This window comes from Bifidobacterium sp. ESL1118, assembly GCF_058505595.1.
This window is the reverse complement of the sequence record NZ_CP196371.1, coordinates 713,407-728,984: the sequence shown is the minus strand read 5'-3', so window position 1 is coordinate 728,984 and position 15,578 is coordinate 713,407. Positions and strand designations below refer to the sequence as shown.

Sequence of the window (15,578 nt, the reverse complement as noted above, 5' to 3'; positions counted from 1 at the left end):
AGAGTATCCACCTGACCTTTATCAGGCCAGCTTATCGAGGATCAGAGCCTCGGTGACGATGTTGTTCTTGAGACTTGAAAGACTGATGGATTCGTTGGGGCTGTGGGCGTTGGCCTGTGGATCCTCTGGACCGGTGACGAGCACCTGGGCCTTGGGGAAGATGCGCTGCAGTTCTGGGATAAAGGGGATGGAACCGCCCTCTCCTTTATTGACCGGATCGACGCCGAACGCCTCCTTCATGGCCTCTTCGGCGTCCCTGGTGGCCGGTGCGTCCGGGTCCATGCTCCAGCCCATGCCGGCATCGACCTGCGAGACGCTCACTTCAGCGCCAAACGGTGCGTGCGCTTTGAGAAAGTCCGTGACCGCCTTGGCCGCATCCTCAGGACGCTGTTGGGGGGCGGTGCGAATGGAGAGACGGAACGTGGTCTCGGGAGCAATGACGTTGAACGAGCCTTCGACCGGGTGGGCGTCGAAGCCGATGACGGCAATGCTCGGCTTGGTCCACAGCCTTGATGCCAACGACCCAGAACCCGCCAAACGGTAGGAGTCCACAGCTCCCACATCGGCTCGCACGCCTGCCTCGTCGAGGTCGCGCTGCAAGCCGCCCACAGGGTCTCCTCCGAGCAAGCCGTCAATGCGCAGACTGCCGTCTTCGCCGTACATCGATGCGATGAGCATGGACGCGATGGTGTTGGCATCCAGAATCGGGCCGCCGAACTGGCCGGAGTGCACCGGGTGCTCAAGCACCTTGACTTTGACGTCCAAGTCGGTGTTGCCGCGCAAGCTGGTGGTCAGGCTGGGCACGTCCGCCGCCCAGTTGCCCGAATCCGCCACAATGATCACGTCGGACTTGAACTCATCTTGGTGGGCCTCGATGAACGGGATGAAGCTCGGAGATCCCATCTCCTCCTCACCTTCGATGAACACCTTCACATTGACCTTAAGGTCGCTGCCCAACGCGTGCAATGCCCCGGAATGAATGGCGATACCACCCCCGTCATCAGCCGAACCACGTCCATAGAGCCTGCCGCCGATTTCGGTTGTCTTGAACGGGTCGGTGGCCCAAGCCGAAGCGTCCGGCACTGGCTGCACGTCATGGTGGGCGTAGAGTAGCACCGTAGGTGCGCTCGGATCGACTGTCTTGGAGCCAATGACCTCAAACGCGCCGGGCGTGCCATCAGGATTGCTGGACTGCACAACCTTGGCGTCCACGCCCTCCTTGCGCAACTCATCGGCCACGAAATTTGCGGAGCGGCGCATGTGCTCACCCGTGATTCCCTCTGCAGAAACCGACTTCAACGCCACCTTGCGGCTCAGCAGATTCACCACGCGACTGAAGTCGTTGTTCACACGACCGCGAATTTCCTCAACATCCAATGACATCCTGCACCTTCATTCAAATTCCTGCCATCCGACATCTCGCACGGCAACGCCATAAAACACAACACATTTCATTGTAATTCCCCCTGCGCATGAGTCGAGGCGTTCACGTAATCTCAAACCATGACATGGAACCCTTTCGCGAAGAAAAACGATGGCGCTCAAAGTGAGGCGTCGGCTCAGAGAACCGAGCAACCAGGCGAGGAGGGCAAGGGCCACCCCACACCAAAACGCCGTGATGCACAGGCCAAAAACATCCATCCACTCGTGCCCAAGGATCGTAAGGCCGATGCCAAAGCCGCCAAAAAGCGCATCCGCGCCAAAGAGGACGCCCAGTACGAAGCCATGCGCACCGGAGACATCGCCAACATGCCGCGTTCGGAACGCATCCCATCACGCATCTACATCCGAGACTGGGTGGACGCAAGAGTGAACATCGAGGAGTTCTTCATCCCAGTCATGTTCGTGGCACTCATTGCCGAAATGGTCATCATGGTGTTCAGCCCGATGGCGGCCAACATCGTCATGTTCCTGCTATATGCCTATATCGTCGTAGGCATCATCGACCTGGTGGTCATGTGGCATAAGCTCAAGAAAAAACTCATCGAAAAGTACGGCGAGAAATCGGTGGCGAAGGGTTCGAAGGCCTGCAGCTACGCCTGCAACAGAGCCATACAATTCCGCCGTTGGCGAGTGCCGAAACCCCGAGCAAAGAAACGCGGTGAATGGCCCAAGTAAGCCAATGAACTACGTAAATTTCTGGCCTAAGTAAGCCTTAGTCCAGAAACATGTCCGTCGGTTTTACAACGGCTTGCATTGTATAGGCCACATGTCCACTCAACTAGGCACGTGGCCTATATCGTACCTTCATTGCCTCCCCATACACGATAGTATGGAGAGTATGGAAACCATGGAAAGCAGCAATCTACATTTCGACGTCGTCATCATCGGCAGCGGGCCAGGAGGCTATGCCACGGCCTTGCGCGCAGCACAGCTGGGATTGCATGTCGCCGTCGTGGAGAAAGACGGCAGCCTGGGAGGCGTGTGCCTCAACCGCGGATGCATCCCTTCGAAGGCGCTCATCACAGCGGCCCGCACAATCTCCACAGCCCGCACTTCCGGCAGAATGGGCATCGATATGAGCATGAATCGTATCGATTACGACAAACTTGCGGATTATCAGCACGACGCGGTAACGACCATGACCGATGGGCTCTCTTCATTGCTGAAGGCTCGTTCGGTCACCGTGTTCCATGGCACGGGGGCGCTCCAGCGCGGAAACATCGTAACTGTGGAAGAGGCAGGCAGTAAGGAAACACTTGAACTTCACGCTCGCGATGTTGTGCTCGCCACCGGTTCCAGGCCACACCCGCTTCCGGGCATTCCTTTTGGCGGCACACTGATCGACTCCACGCAGGCCTTGGAGCTCAAACCCTTTCCCAATCGTGCGATAGTCATCGGGGCCGGTGCCGTGGCGGTGGAGTTTGCCTCCATGTGGAATGAGGCAGGAGTTGACGTAACGTTGCTCATTCGCAAGGACCGTGTGCTGTCCAACTGGCACAAGCGCACCGGCACCATGCTCACTCGGGCGCTGAAACGTTCCGGCATCAATGTTATTACAGGGAGCAGGGTCACTAGAGTCTCAACCAATAAAGCCGCCGTCGCAGCCGGTGCAGACAAGGTATCCTCGTGCGTTGAGAACTCAGGAGGCATCCGCGTCAGCTACACCAACGCGAAAGGTGAATCCCTTGAAGCTCGGGCCGACGTCGCTCTGGTCGCCATCGGACGTGACCCCGTCACCGACGCTGATTGGATGCGCGAATGCGCAGTCAGGACCGATGAGAACGGCTTCGTTGAAACCGACGCATACGGACGGACATCCGTTGACCACGTCTGGGCGGTGGGAGACATCACGCATGGCCCATCACTGGCCTACCGGGCCTTTGGACAGGGCATGGTCATCGCGGAGTCCTTGACAGGGCTCAATCCGGAACCGGTCGACGACACCACAGTGCCCAACGTCGTGTTCTCCACGCCCGAAGCCGCAAGCGTGGGTCTCACGCTGGAGATGGCAAAAGAAAATGAGCATGTCCTGAACCCACGTGAAACCATGTACCCCATGATGGGCAACGCGAGGATGCATATGAGCGCCAGCATAGGCTCCATGGCCGTCGTCAGCGGCAGCTATGACGATACGCCCGAAACCCCAGTGGTGCTGGGCGTACACATGGTCTCCCCAGAGGCCTCCGACCTCATTGCAGAGGCGCAGGAGCTCGTCGGCAACAGGGTGCCATTGAAGAGCGCCGCCCGTCTCATCCATCCTCACCCCACCTATGGCGAGGCATTGGGAGAGGCTCTGCTCAAAGCCGATGGACGGCCGCTCAATACCCTATGAGGTCTGCGCTGCTGGTAGGATAGTCGGTATTGCGTTCATTTTGATATACACCAAGCGAGGAATAGATGGCCAACAATAGCAAGCCAAAAGAGAAGAAGGATAAAAAGCCCAAAATCATCAAGCAGATCATTCAAATCTACAAGTACACCCACGCAGAGGACAAACAGCTTCCCTGGCTACTTGCACTGGTTTTCCTCGCGCCGATAGTCGTCGTCATCGTAGCTGGATTGCTGATACGTTGGGGATGGCTGATGTGGATCATGATGGTCGTTCTGGCCGCCATGGTCGGAGTCCTCTTCTTCACCATGCTGCTGACCCGCCGCGCAGACAAAGTGGGCTATGCGCATATGGAGGGCAAGCCCGGAGCCGCCGTCAGCGTTCTGGGCAACATCAACAAGGCGGGGTACAACTTCCCCGAGCAACCCGTTTGGTTCGATCGCAAGACCAAGGATTCAATCTGGCGCGGCACCGGTTATAACGGCATCTACCTTCTCGTGGAGGGAAACAGCGCCACCGTCAGGCGCGAAGTGGACCGACAGGAGCACTCAATCAAAGGCGTTACCGCAGGGTCCAGCATTCCGGTCTACAAGATTTTCGTTGGCACGGGCAAGGGTCAGGTGCGTCTTAAGAACCTGCGCAATGTAGTGCTTAAATCAAAAAGCTACGAACCCACGGATCACAAGAACTTCATCATGAAGAAGATCCATCCACGCCGTCGATTCATCTTGACCAAGGAAGAGCTCGATGTTCTCAATGGGCGGCTCCGCACATTGCAGACGAAGCAGGGCTTTGGCATTCCCAAGGGCATTGACCCTATGAAACCACAGCACATCAGCCGGCGTGCCATGCGAGGACGCTGATCAACTTCTTTATATGGAATGTGCCGCAGAACCATCGTTTGAAGACGATTTATCGATGGTTCTGCGGCACATTCAGTTTGGCGCGCCACGATTCCATCGAATAAGCCATGGGAAGCGATGGTTCTGCGGTGCGCTTGGCTCGTCGCACCTTGAATTACGAAACATGTTCGTAACCAAAAACGCATGTCTTTGAAACGCATATCCCTAAACTTATAATCATTGGTGTTTAACTCATGAAAGGAGCGGTCACGTGACTGCACTTGAAACCAAGGAAGATCTTGAGGCCTTTGCACAATCCGAAGGCGCGGAATATATTTCGGTGAGGTTTACCGACCTGATCGGCGTGCAGCAACACTTCACCGTGCCCGTTGACGAATACCTGGACAATGCCTTCACTGACGGCGAGCCTTTCGACGGCTCCTCCATCCGCGGATTCCAATCCATCGACGAATCCGATATGAAACTTGTGCCTGACGTTGCAACCGCATACGTTGATCCATTCCGCAAGCATAAGACCATCGTGGTGGCCCACTCCGTCGTGACCCCAGTGACCATGGAACCCTACGGCCGCGACCCACGCCAAGTGGCGCAGAAGGCGGAAGCCTATATCAAGACCACCGGCGTAGCCGACACCGCGTGCTTCGCCCCGGAGCCCGAGTTCTTCCTCTTCGACTCGGTGCGCTTCGAAAACTCGATGGCCCGCTCGTTCTACGAGGTCGACTCCGTGGAGGCTCCTTGGAACACCGGTCGCGAAACCGAGCCGGACGGCTCCCAGAACGCCGGGTTCAAGAACGCCGTCAAGGGTGGCTACTTCCCTCCCGCCCCGCAGGATCACAACCAGGATCTACGCGACGACATGGTCTACAACCTGCAGAAGGCCGGCATGGTTCTCGAGCGCAGCCACCACGAGGTGGGCGGCGCCGGCCAGCAGGAAATCAACTACCGCTTCAACACGTTGCTGCACGCGGGCGACGACCTCATGAAGTACAAGTACATCGTGCATGAAACGGCAGCCCAAGCCGGCAAGGCAGCCACGTTCATGCCCAAGCCCATCGCCGGAGACAACGGCACCGGCATGCACTGCCATCAGTCCCTATGGAAGGACGGCAAGCCGCTCTTCTACGATGAGAACGGCTACGGCGGTCTCTCGGACATCGCCCGCTGGTACATCGGCGGCCTCATCAAGCACGCCTCCTCAGTGCTCGCCTTCACCAACCCATCGCTCAATTCGTATAAGCGTCTGGTTCCCGGCTACGAAGCCCCAACCAATCTGGTCTACTCCGCTCGCAACCGCTCGGCGGCCATCCGCATCCCATTCGCAGGCACCTCGCCTGCGGCCAAGCGCATCGAGTTCCGCGTGCCCGATCCTTCCTCCAACCCATACCTTGCCTTCTCAGCCCAGCTCATGGCCGGCCTTGACGGTGTGATGAACCACACTGAGCCCCCAGAGCCTGTCGACAAGGACATCTATGAGCTGCCACCTGAGGAGCTCAAGGGCATGAAGCATGTCCCTGCCTCCCTTGGCGAGGCGCTCGACGCGCTGGAGGCCGACAACGACTTCCTCACCGCAGGCAATGTGTTCACCATGGACCTCATCGAAGACTGGGTGTCCCTGAAGCGCGAGGAGATCGACATGCAGCGCCTGGCCCCTACTCCACTTGAGTATCAGCTTTACTTCAACATCTGATTAAATCAACTAAGCCTTAAAAATTCCCCTCTCAGTGCCTACGATGCATTGAGAGGGGGAATTTTTTGTGAGCGACTCATTGAGAGGGAACTTTTATAGAGACATTCAGAGACAACCTACGCTGCACACGATGAAGAACGTTGGAATTCAGCCATTCTTAATTGTCGTCATGCACCGACAAACTCAGAAAAGTCCCCTCTGAATGAATCAGGAGCTATTTCACAGTGACAGCTTATTCCCCTTCGTCAAGTAATCGCCTCAGCTGCACTCGGTAGTTCTGATATGCCGCACAACCCGCTGGAGTCAGCGTGGCATAGGTGACGGGCTTACGCTGTTTGAACGCCTTTCGAGTGGCAATGTAACCTGCATCTTCAAGCTTGCTCAAATGCACCGAGAGGTTACCTGGAGTCATATCAAGCAATGTGCGCAAACGCTCAAACGAGACCTCCTCCCCCACGTCGAAACGAGAAAGCACAGTCATGATGCGGAGCCTGGAGGCAGCGTGGATGATTGGATCAAGCTCAATCCTGTCTGCCATCAGGAACGCGCCTTTCGGTCCATCCGCCTGGTTTGCGAATTCGACCCGTCAATGAAATAACAGAGGGCAGCCATAATCAGGAACGTACCCCCACCGACCGCAGTGAGCACAGGAAGAGCAACATTCGCAGGGAATGCGACGGTCAACACAGCCAAAACCAGCATGACCACACCCGTAATGTACTGCCCTCTATTGATATTGACCGCGCCCATGGCAAGATACAGCACCCCGACAATCAGCAAGGAAACCGCAATGCTGAACATGGTGGATGGCACCTGTTTCATGCCTGATGTGTTGATGACCAATGTGCATAAGACACTGCCAGCGAGAAAAGACAAAATCCAGGCCCACCCGAACATGGCGCCGAACTTCGTCGAAGAACCGGATATGCCTCGATTCAACCGGATGTTGATCACGATGCTGACGATGGCAGCCGCTATGAGGCACAGAGAAAAGACCCACGATGCACTAAGCGATATGCTGATATTTTGATGGGAACGCAGCGAAAAGGCTAACGATCCGAAACCAATGCAATATGCAAGTCCCCACGCCAGATAGATTCCAGCGACAGGGCGCGTAAAAATGCGATGGGCCCGGCTCTCCTGATCAGCGATAAGTTGCGCGGCCTCGTGCGGGTTCAAAGACGGCCCATCGTCTTCCGTAATCGTTTCATGTGACATTGTAGATCCTTCTCATTAAGTGATGTTTGATCGAACAGAATTAACTTTACAATATAAAGTACTTTATGTCAAATACTACTTTAGATTTATCCTCTCTTGCGTTCAAACGTGCTTTCGCCGAGACAAAGTCCTCAAATGCAATACATGAAGGATGACAGGGATACGCAACGTCTGTTTTTGCCACCGTACCCGAAATAAGCACCGCTGCTACGCCTGACGCATTCAAGAAAACGACATCAAGCCGTATTCAAACAGTTGAACCACCTCACCAATCAGAACAGATCCGTATGAACACATCGAACACCATCCCTCGGTCAACCCTTTGATTCCACGTTTTCTTTTGGAACTCAGTATTCTTAGAGTCCACATATCATTGCCACCCGAGCAGGATATACATAATATGAATGTATGATTCATTACATAAAGCTTTGCTTCGTGAATTTGCGTCACCAACTTGAATCATAATGGAATTAATCCAAAAACGAAGGATAACAAGAAGAAGCATGCTCACAACCAAACCAAACGAAGAATTCCCACACTCTACGCGAACAGAAACTACCGTTTCGTCTTTTGACGACAAAATAACGACTACATCGACAACAACCGGAACGACTACAGACAACACCCATGTGGCTGATTGGGACGACACAACCAAGCCGCTCTTCCCCGGCCACGCCTTCATCAGCACCGTGCTCGACGTACTCGACAACAAGGAGACGATGACCGGCCGCATGGTGGGCCACTATGTGCAGCGGGCGGCGATGGCCGGGATCTTCGTCGGACTGTTCATCACCGTGTTCTTTGTCATCGAGGGCACCGCGAGCATCGGCAATAATCCGGGTCTTGAAATGGCAGGTAAAATCGTTGCTGGCATCACCTTCGGTTGGGCGCTGGTGCTCATCTACTACACCAACTCCGAGCTGCTGACCAGCAACATGATGATCGTCTCCATCGGAACCTACCACCACCGTATTAAACTGGTTCAATCGTTGAAGATGCTTGGGCTCTGCCTTGTCGGCAATCTATTGGGAGCCCTCCTTGTGGCAGCCATCATGCGCTGCTCCACCATCCTTTCCGGTCCGGGCCTCAACATGATGCTTGCGGCGGCGAACACCAAGATCGGCTATCTGAATTCCTTATCCGGCATTGCAGATCTCTTCGTGCGCGCCATTTTCTGCAATTTCTGTATCAACATCGCCATGCTCATGGTCTTCAACGGAAAGCTGGCCAACGACTTCACCAAGTGCACCATCATGGTGGTAGCCGTCTTCGTCTTCACCTTCTCCGGATTCGAACATTCAGTGGCAGATTCCGCCGTGTTCCTCATCCTGGGTATGCACGGCCTGGTCAATGCGTGGAAGGCAATCCTGGTCGTCATCGTCGCGCTGCTGGGCAACTTGGTGGGCGGCGGAGTCCTCATTGGACTGAACTTCGCCACCATGAATGACGAAAGCAGCCTGACCGGCAAGAAATTCAACGACTAATGCCATAAAACAGCTTCGAAACCCAACATCGACCGCATTTAATCCTTGATCTTGTATTTCTTTTGTCCAGGGAAATTTTGAAGGCGTCTCTGGAACTCCGAAATTCAAATCGTCGGAAAACGGCCACTCTCATTTCAGTATTGCAGACTCAGCCTCACAATTGCCTTGAATGATGAACTTCGTACCCAATCCATGACAATAGTCCCACTATCCTTCATGTTAGTGGCCCCCACTCAACTCACCGCACTATCTCATAGGCTCAGTATTATTGGAAAAAGGCAATCGAGTTTTCCGGTTGATACAAGCTCTTCAAAAATCTCCCTGCAAGAATGGAATAGCCGAGTTTTTGCTTCTGCCTTTGACCAATCCAGTATGAATTCGACGGATTTCGACCAATTGTGGAGAAATGCTACATCAACATGGTAAAATCTTGGCGACTTGACGTCAGACTATGGAATATCGCATTGTAAGGAGCGCAATACATGCTAAATTTTGTCAACGATTACAGCGAAGGCGCACACCCGCAGATCTTGAAGCGTCTGGAGGAAACCAACATGGAGCAGCTGCCAGGCTATGGCTCCGACCACTACTGCGACAGCGCAAAGGCCAAGATTCGTGAGGCTTGCGGAGAGCCGAACGCCGACGTATGGTTCCTCGTAGGCGGCACGCAGACCAACCAGACCGTCATCGACACCATCACTCCAGCGTGGGCCGGCGTGGTAGCGGCCAGTAGTGGTCATGTCAACGTGCACGAGGCCGGTGCCATCGAATTCTCCGGTCACAAAGTACTAGCCATCCCAAGCCATGACGGCAAGATGCATGCCGACGAGCTGGATGCCTTCTGCGCCGACTTCTACGCCGACGGGAACTACAACCACATGGTCTTCCCCGGCTGCGTCTACGTCTCACAGTCCACCGAATACGGCACGCTCTACACCAAGGCCGAACTTGAAGCCATCGCCGACGTGGCGCACAAGTACGGCATCCCGCTCTTCCTCGACGGAGCGCGTCTTGGCTATGCGCTCACCGCGGAAGGCAATGACCTGACCCTTAAAGACATCGCTCGCATCACCGACGTGTTCTACATCGGCGGCACCAAGGTGGGCGCCCTGTTCGGTGAGGCGGTCGTCTTCACCAAGGGCAACACGCCCAGTCACTTCCTCACGCAGATCAAACAGCACGGCGCCCTACTCGCCAAGGGTTGGCTGCTCGGACTGCAGTTCGACACGCTCTTCACCGATGGCCTCTACACCCGCATCGCCGCCAACGCCAATGACAAGGCGGCGCAGATCCGGGCCGCGCTCAGGGCCAAGGGCTACCAGCTCGTCTTCGAGAACACCTCCAACCAGACGTTCGTGGTGATGGACCAGCCCACCATCGACCGGCTCAGGAAAGACGTGAATTTCGACTTCGCCACCAAGTACGACGACGCACACTCAGTGATGCGCATCTGCACCAGTTGGGCCACCACCCAGGAACACACGGACCAACTCATTGCCCTGCTATGAATTCCAACGAAACCACAGACAGCGACACGATGCATACATTCAATCCTTGATTTTACCCCTTCTCTGAGCGGAAACTCGCTGAACCATCCATGCCTTCCGGTAAAATAAACGTACTCAACCGGATATATCGGTATCATAACCGCGCAGTTTCGAGGCTTGGGTATTTGCTTGGCCCACCAACGGGATTGACTACTCCGCGGCACTTCGATGGGAACATTAATGAGTGATTCAAAGAATCATCCGCTCAAACCCGAATATGATGATGTGGATGCAGATCCATCACTGAGCGATGCCGCAACAGTGGCAAACGGATTGAATGTCAATACACGGATTGGATTGAGCACGCGCGAGGCCGATCGTCGTCTTGAAGAATTTGGCCGCAATGAGTTGGCTGCCGCTCAACCTGTGCCTAAATGGAAGAAGTTCCTGGAGCAGTTCCGAGACCCACTGGTCTATTTGCTACTTGCCGCCACAGCCATCTCCGTAGTGGCGTGGTTCGTGGAACGGGCGAACGCACGGCATGGGGCCGAAGGCGGCGAGAAACTGCCGTTCGATGCCATAGTCATCGTGCTCATTCTCATTGTGAACGCCGTACTCGGCTACCTGCAGGAGGCCAAGGCGGAACAGGCTGTGGCGGCTTTGGCTAAGATGACCGCACCACAGACCCAGGTGCTCAGAGACGGCCAAGTGATGCGTATCAATACAGCTGAACTCGTGCCGGGAGATGTGCTTGTCCTTGCAGAGGGTGATGCAGTTTCCGCAGACGCAAGGTTGATTTCCTCCGCCTCGCTGCGCATAGCCGAGGCGAGCCTTACGGGAGAATCGGTGCCGGTGGCCAAAAGCGCGGGGACACTCAGCCAAGCAAAGGCCCTAGGCGACCGAACCAATATGGTGTTCAACGGCACTTCCGTGACACAAGGCACCGGACGCGCCATCGTCACCGGAACCGGCATGAACACACAGGTGGGCAAAATCGCCGATATGCTTTCACAGACCGACGACGAGGCCACCCCACTGCAAAAAGAGATGGCCAAGGTCTCTAAGATTCTCGGCATCACGGTATGCGTCATAGCCGTGCTCGTCATTGTGGCATTGTGGATCATGGAAGGTTTCCACAGTGCAGATGATATCATCAGCTCGCTGTTGCTTGCAGTCTCCCTTGCCGTTGCAGCAGTGCCCGAAGGATTGACCGCCATTCTCACCGTGGTGCTTGCCTTGGGTGTGCAACGCATGGCGCAGCACAAAGCCATCGTCAAAAAGCTCTCCAGCGTGGAGACGCTCGGCTCCGCTTCCGTAATCTGCTCCGACAAAACGGGAACCCTGACCCGCAACGAGATGACCGTGGAACGCGTGGTCACCGCCAGCGGCGAAGTGAAACTCAGCGGCACGGGCTACGGGCCCGAGGGTGAGATGATCGCAGTGCAGGCAAATGGAACCAGTGCCGACATTCCCAGAACCGATGCAATCGTTGACGCTCAAGGGGAGGCAACCGAGAGCCATGACCATGGCTCAGATGCCGAAACCAACATGAATGTGCACGTTGCTAGAAAAGGCACAGTCACGGCCATAGGCGCAATCCCCAATGCCCTGCGCACTGAAGCCATAGCCACGCTTGGCGCCGGGTACCTAGCCAATGACGGTGAACTGCATCAGGACGATCAGTCCGGGCAATGGGAGGCCATCGGAGACCCCACCGAGGTCTCCGTCATTGTGGCGGCCCGCAAGTCCGGAGCCGATGCCGCATACTCCACGTTCGAACGCACGGCGGAGATACCGTTCACTTCCGAACGCAAACGTATGGCTGTCATCGCACAAGACACAGCGCATGAAGGCAAACTTTCCGTCTTCGCCAAGGGGGCGCCTGACGTCTTGCTCGGCTTCTGTGACCGCATCCTTGTGGGCGGTGAGGTGCGAGCCCTGAACGACAACGACCGCATGCACATTCTCGATCAAGTGGAGCGGCTTTCCTCCCAGGCCTATCGCACGCTCGGTCAGGCCTACCGCCCCCTTGAAACCACAGACATCGCCGCTGTACCTGGCATCGAGACTGACACCAACGGCAAACCCACAGAAATCAGTGAGCAGGGCGAGGCCATCGAAACCCACCTCATCTGGGCAGGTATGGTAGGCATCATCGACCCACCAAGGACGGAAGTAGCCCCCAGCATCGCCGAGGCGCACCGGGCCGGTATCCGCACGGTGATGATCACCGGCGACCACCCGCTCACCGCCTCGCGCATCGCCTCCGACCTCGGCATCGTCGAGGCGGCTCCCGGCACCAACACCACAGGCAACGGCGCTCCAACAGACCCGGACGCACTCGGCAAACTCACCATGACCGGAGACGATCTCGACCGACTCATCGATGACGAAGAAGCGTTTGACAAGGCCACAGCATCCGTAAGCGTTTACGCCCGCGTAGCTCCCGAGCACAAGCTCAAAATCGTCGACTCACTGCAACGTCAAGGCAACATCGTGGCCATGACCGGAGACGGCGTGAACGACGCACCAGCTGTCAAATCCGCCGACATTGGCGTGGCGATGGGCATCACCGGCACCGAGGTAACGAAGGAGGCGGCCAAGATGATCCTGGCCGACGACAACTTCTCCACCATCGTGGCTGCAGTGCGCGAAGGCCGCGCCATCTTCGAGAACATCAAGAAGTTCCTGCGCTATCTGTTGAGCTCCAACATGGGCGAGGTGTTCACCGTGTTCGGCGGCGTGGTGCTCTCCGGATTCCTCGGCATCACCCAACCAGGTTCCGTCGGCGTGACGGTGCCGCTTCTGGCAACCCAGCTGCTCTGGATCAATCTGCTGACGGATGCGGCCCCCGCACTGGCCATGGGTGTGGACCCCTCCACCGAAGACCTCATGGACCAGCCTCCGCGCAAGGTGGACGACAGCGTAATCGACAAGGCCATGTGGGGCGACATCATTTACATCGGCATCATCATGGCGGCCGTCACCTTGATCGGCATGGACCTGCACCTGCCCGGTGGCCTTTTCACCGACCGTTCGCTGGGCGGCAGCCATGAATTCCAGATGACCGAGGCACGCACGATGGGATTCACCATCCTTGTCTTTGCTCAGATGTTCAACGCCCTGGCCTCCCGCTCGCACACGCAAAGTGTGTTCAAGGGTCTCTTCGCCAACAAATGGCTCTGGGTCGCCATCGGCGTCTCGGTACTGCTGCAAGTAGTAGTCATCTACGTGCCCGGCCTCAACGTGGCCTTTGGCACCACGCCGCTCAGCTTGCAGGCTTGGTTAGAATGCCTCGGGCTCTCACTGTTCGTGTTGGTGGCATCCGAGCTGAAAAAGCTCATCCAACGGGCAATGCGAGCCGCTTCAAGGTGAATCCCATAGTGCAACGAGATTACAGTGTGCGATGCTGTCTGCCTCGCAATCAGCTTATTTTCGGCATAGCTTTCCGGACAAGCGGCAATCAGACAAAGTCGAGGTAATCGACGAAGTCACGCACATACTTCGTTGCACCGCCCAGATTGGACAGTGCCAGCACACAGTCCTGCGGCAGCCCGGCTTGGCCGCGCCAAACGCTGGATTTCGACAGGTCAAGTCCTAAAGCCTTCACCCTGCTTTCCGTTGGTTTGCCTTTGGCATCCACCAGCGCACCGGCAGCCGCCAAACGGCTCATCTGAGCCGATGTAAGACCGTCGTTGAGATTGGAGGCGTACCCACGCTTGTGCAGCAAGGGAAACTGCTTTCGAGAGGAGACGATGGCGTTGATGTCTCCCGAGGAAATCCGCACCAATACTTTGGGGGAATCATCTTCGTATGCCCTGGCGTTGATGCTCATGTCGTTATTGAGCTGCAGCAACCTGCTATCGTTGATGCCCTCATGCTTGAGAAATCCTTGGTTGACGCTTCCCAACTGCTTACCGTAGGAGTTCATCCCCAGCGCCTCCACCGACATGTACGGCTTGGGAGGCTTAGTGGCATAGGTTACGATCAATGAAACGACGAGCGCGACCACTGCGACGACGGCAACGGTTGCCAGCAGAAAATGCTGGGCAAAGAACGCCCACCTTTGACCTGCCGGCAGCTCGCGGAAGGTCTTCCACTTCGACTGCCTTGCGTAGACATTGTCTTTCGACAGCGCCTTCACATTGGCCAGCTGGTCGCCGGTGAGCACCCGCATATCGTTCGCTTCGTTGTCTAAGCCTTCTGAGGATTGTTGCTGCGGTGCATCATCGCCTATTTGTGGAGCCGCATCATCACTTGACATATCGTTTCCTTTGGCCGCCTGCAAGATGTTCAACGCGATTGTACCGTGTGCGCTCAACCTAGGCTTCACACAAATGCACGAATCATCATCTCAACACGAAGCAGCAAGAGGGACTTCACTGCGACCGAGCTGCCCGCAAAAGAACCGTATTGGACATCACACTGGCACATACCGCGGAGCACACCATCGCCACCGGAACCACAATCCAAGTGGCCTGAGCAACTGCGGGACGCACCGCAAGAACCCCTATTCCAAGAAGCACCACTCCTACGATGCCAGCAACAATCAGCCCCACGGACCAGACACGATTCACGGGTCTATGCGACAAGTCCAATATACAACTTCCATTGCGATCATCCACCACGAGCGTTCGTTGCGAGCGCCACGAAACGACACCCGAAAGGATTGCCGTCAAGGAAATGGCAAATATGAACACGTCTCTCGGGTCGGGCATGGCCCGGCGAGGATACGGTCCACCAAGCAGCACAGTTGCCGCAAATCCAAGGACACCTACAAGAATGGGCTGGAACACATCGATCAGGTCGGAGGCCATGCCGCCGGAATCCGAAGCTGAAATCAATATGGAAATGACAGACAACACCGCCACAGCCACCGATATGCCAACAGGGAGGTACAGCGCGTTGCTTCGCGAGCCCCATCTATCGACCGCACCTGAGAAGCCGAAATGAATCGGAATCCTATTACTTAAATTCGGCCAATATACGGCAGCCATCACATCGATGGTCAAGGCCAAGGCCCAAGACACCACACACGAGCATGAAACGGATCTTTTCATAATGCGG

The 15,578-nt window shown here is 56.0% G+C and carries 12 protein-coding genes and 2 pseudogenes; 9 read left to right on the top strand and 5 right to left on the bottom strand.

Annotated elements, in window-relative coordinates:
* Positions 1-21: 21 nt before the first annotated feature.
* The gene (locus ACSYSS_RS02820; RefSeq protein WP_491703971.1) at positions 22-1,383 is read right to left on the bottom strand and encodes a dipeptidase; all 1,362 of its coding nucleotides are present in this window, start codon (positions 1,381-1,383) and stop codon (positions 22-24) included.
* 120 nt (positions 1,384-1,503) lie between these two features.
* Here ACSYSS_RS02820 and ACSYSS_RS02815 point away from each other — a divergent pair, with 120 nt between their 5' ends.
* From ACSYSS_RS02815 to glnA, 4 genes are all read left to right on the top strand, one after another.
* The gene (locus ACSYSS_RS02815; protein WP_491703970.1) at positions 1,504-2,118 is read left to right on the top strand and encodes a DUF3043 domain-containing protein; all 615 of its coding nucleotides are present in this window, start codon (positions 1,504-1,506) and stop codon (positions 2,116-2,118) included.
* Between the two features lie 163 nt (positions 2,119-2,281).
* On the top strand, positions 2,282-3,775 hold the full coding sequence (locus tag ACSYSS_RS02810) for an FAD-dependent oxidoreductase (protein ID WP_491703969.1): 1,494 nt from the start codon (positions 2,282-2,284) through the stop codon (positions 3,773-3,775).
* A gap of 65 nt (positions 3,776-3,840) precedes the next feature.
* Entirely contained in the window at positions 3,841-4,635 is a 795-nt protein-coding gene (locus tag ACSYSS_RS02805) for a DUF4191 family protein (protein ID WP_491703968.1), read from the top strand.
* A gap of 250 nt (positions 4,636-4,885) precedes the next feature.
* Positions 4,886-6,322, top strand: a complete 1,437-nt coding sequence (gene glnA, locus ACSYSS_RS02800) for a type I glutamate--ammonia ligase (protein WP_491703967.1) — start codon at positions 4,886-4,888, stop codon at positions 6,320-6,322.
* Positions 6,323-6,554: 232 nt separating this feature from the next.
* On the opposite strand, the gene ACSYSS_RS02795 is transcribed toward glnA, so the two are convergent.
* Both ACSYSS_RS02795 and ACSYSS_RS02790 read right to left on the bottom strand, forming a co-directional pair.
* A complete protein-coding gene (locus tag ACSYSS_RS02795) occupies positions 6,555-6,860 on the bottom strand; it encodes a transcriptional regulator (RefSeq protein WP_491703966.1) in 306 nt (101 codons plus the stop codon).
* Positions 6,860-7,123, bottom strand: coding sequence for a hypothetical protein (locus ACSYSS_RS02790; protein ID WP_491703965.1), 264 nt, complete (start codon positions 7,121-7,123; stop codon positions 6,860-6,862). The genes ACSYSS_RS02795 and ACSYSS_RS02790 overlap by 1 nt, the downstream gene beginning before the upstream one ends.
* On the opposite strand from ACSYSS_RS02790, the gene ACSYSS_RS02785 reads away from it, so the two are divergent.
* From ACSYSS_RS02785 to ACSYSS_RS02765, 5 genes and pseudogenes are all read left to right on the top strand, one after another.
* Positions 7,113-7,352, top strand: a complete 240-nt coding sequence (locus ACSYSS_RS02785) for a hypothetical protein (RefSeq protein WP_491703964.1) — start codon at positions 7,113-7,115, stop codon at positions 7,350-7,352. The two genes, ACSYSS_RS02790 and ACSYSS_RS02785, sit on opposite strands and share 11 nt — an antisense overlap.
* A gap of 817 nt (positions 7,353-8,169) precedes the next feature.
* On the top strand, positions 8,170-9,024 hold the full coding sequence (locus ACSYSS_RS02780) for a formate/nitrite transporter family protein (RefSeq protein WP_491703963.1): 855 nt from the start codon (positions 8,170-8,172) through the stop codon (positions 9,022-9,024).
* Between the two features lie 482 nt (positions 9,025-9,506).
* On the top strand, positions 9,507-10,532 hold the full coding sequence (locus ACSYSS_RS02775; protein ID WP_491703962.1) for a threonine aldolase family protein: 1,026 nt from the start codon (positions 9,507-9,509) through the stop codon (positions 10,530-10,532).
* Positions 10,533-10,739: 207 nt separating this feature from the next.
* Positions 10,740-12,005: pseudogene (locus tag ACSYSS_RS02770) on the top strand (HAD-IC family P-type ATPase); the annotation flags it as partial.
* 147 nt (positions 12,006-12,152) lie between these two features.
* Positions 12,153-13,886 (top strand): annotated as a pseudogene (locus tag ACSYSS_RS02765) (cation-translocating P-type ATPase); the annotation flags it as partial.
* An 88-nt stretch (positions 13,887-13,974) separates the two neighbouring features.
* On the opposite strand, the gene ACSYSS_RS02760 reads toward ACSYSS_RS02765, so the two are convergent.
* Together ACSYSS_RS02760 and ACSYSS_RS02755 are read right to left on the bottom strand one after the other, a co-directional pair.
* Positions 13,975-14,775, bottom strand: a complete 801-nt coding sequence (locus tag ACSYSS_RS02760; RefSeq protein ID WP_491703961.1) for a hypothetical protein — start codon at positions 14,773-14,775, stop codon at positions 13,975-13,977.
* A 115-nt stretch (positions 14,776-14,890) separates the two neighbouring features.
* Positions 14,891-15,571, bottom strand: a complete 681-nt coding sequence (locus ACSYSS_RS02755; RefSeq protein WP_491703960.1) for a DUF1648 domain-containing protein — start codon at positions 15,569-15,571, stop codon at positions 14,891-14,893.
* Positions 15,572-15,578: the final 7 nt, after the last annotated feature.

What these genes read in the sequence shown, in the direction of transcription:
- ACSYSS_RS02820 (WP_491703971.1), bottom strand. Translation starts at nt 1,383, where the DNA reads ATGTCATTGGATGTTGAGGAAATTCGCGGTCGTGTGAACAACGACTTC.
- ACSYSS_RS02815 (WP_491703970.1), top strand. Translation starts at nt 1,504, where the DNA reads ATGACATGGAACCCTTTCGCGAAGAAAAACGATGGCGCTCAAAGTGAG.
- ACSYSS_RS02810 (WP_491703969.1), top strand. Translation starts at nt 2,282, where the DNA reads ATGGAAACCATGGAAAGCAGCAATCTACATTTCGACGTCGTCATCATC.
- ACSYSS_RS02805 (WP_491703968.1), top strand. Translation starts at nt 3,841, where the DNA reads ATGGCCAACAATAGCAAGCCAAAAGAGAAGAAGGATAAAAAGCCCAAA.
- ACSYSS_RS02795 (WP_491703966.1), bottom strand. Translation starts at nt 6,860, where the DNA reads ATGGCAGACAGGATTGAGCTTGATCCAATCATCCACGCTGCCTCCAGG.
- ACSYSS_RS02785 (WP_491703964.1), top strand. Translation starts at nt 7,113, where the DNA reads ATGCTGAACATGGTGGATGGCACCTGTTTCATGCCTGATGTGTTGATG.
- ACSYSS_RS02790 (WP_491703965.1), bottom strand. Translation starts at nt 7,123, where the DNA reads ATGTTCAGCATTGCGGTTTCCTTGCTGATTGTCGGGGTGCTGTATCTT.
- ACSYSS_RS02775 (WP_491703962.1), top strand. Translation starts at nt 9,507, where the DNA reads ATGCTAAATTTTGTCAACGATTACAGCGAAGGCGCACACCCGCAGATC.
- ACSYSS_RS02760 (WP_491703961.1), bottom strand. Translation starts at nt 14,775, where the DNA reads ATGTCAAGTGATGATGCGGCTCCACAAATAGGCGATGATGCACCGCAG.
- ACSYSS_RS02755 (WP_491703960.1), bottom strand. Translation starts at nt 15,571, where the DNA reads ATGAAAAGATCCGTTTCATGCTCGTGTGTGGTGTCTTGGGCCTTGGCC.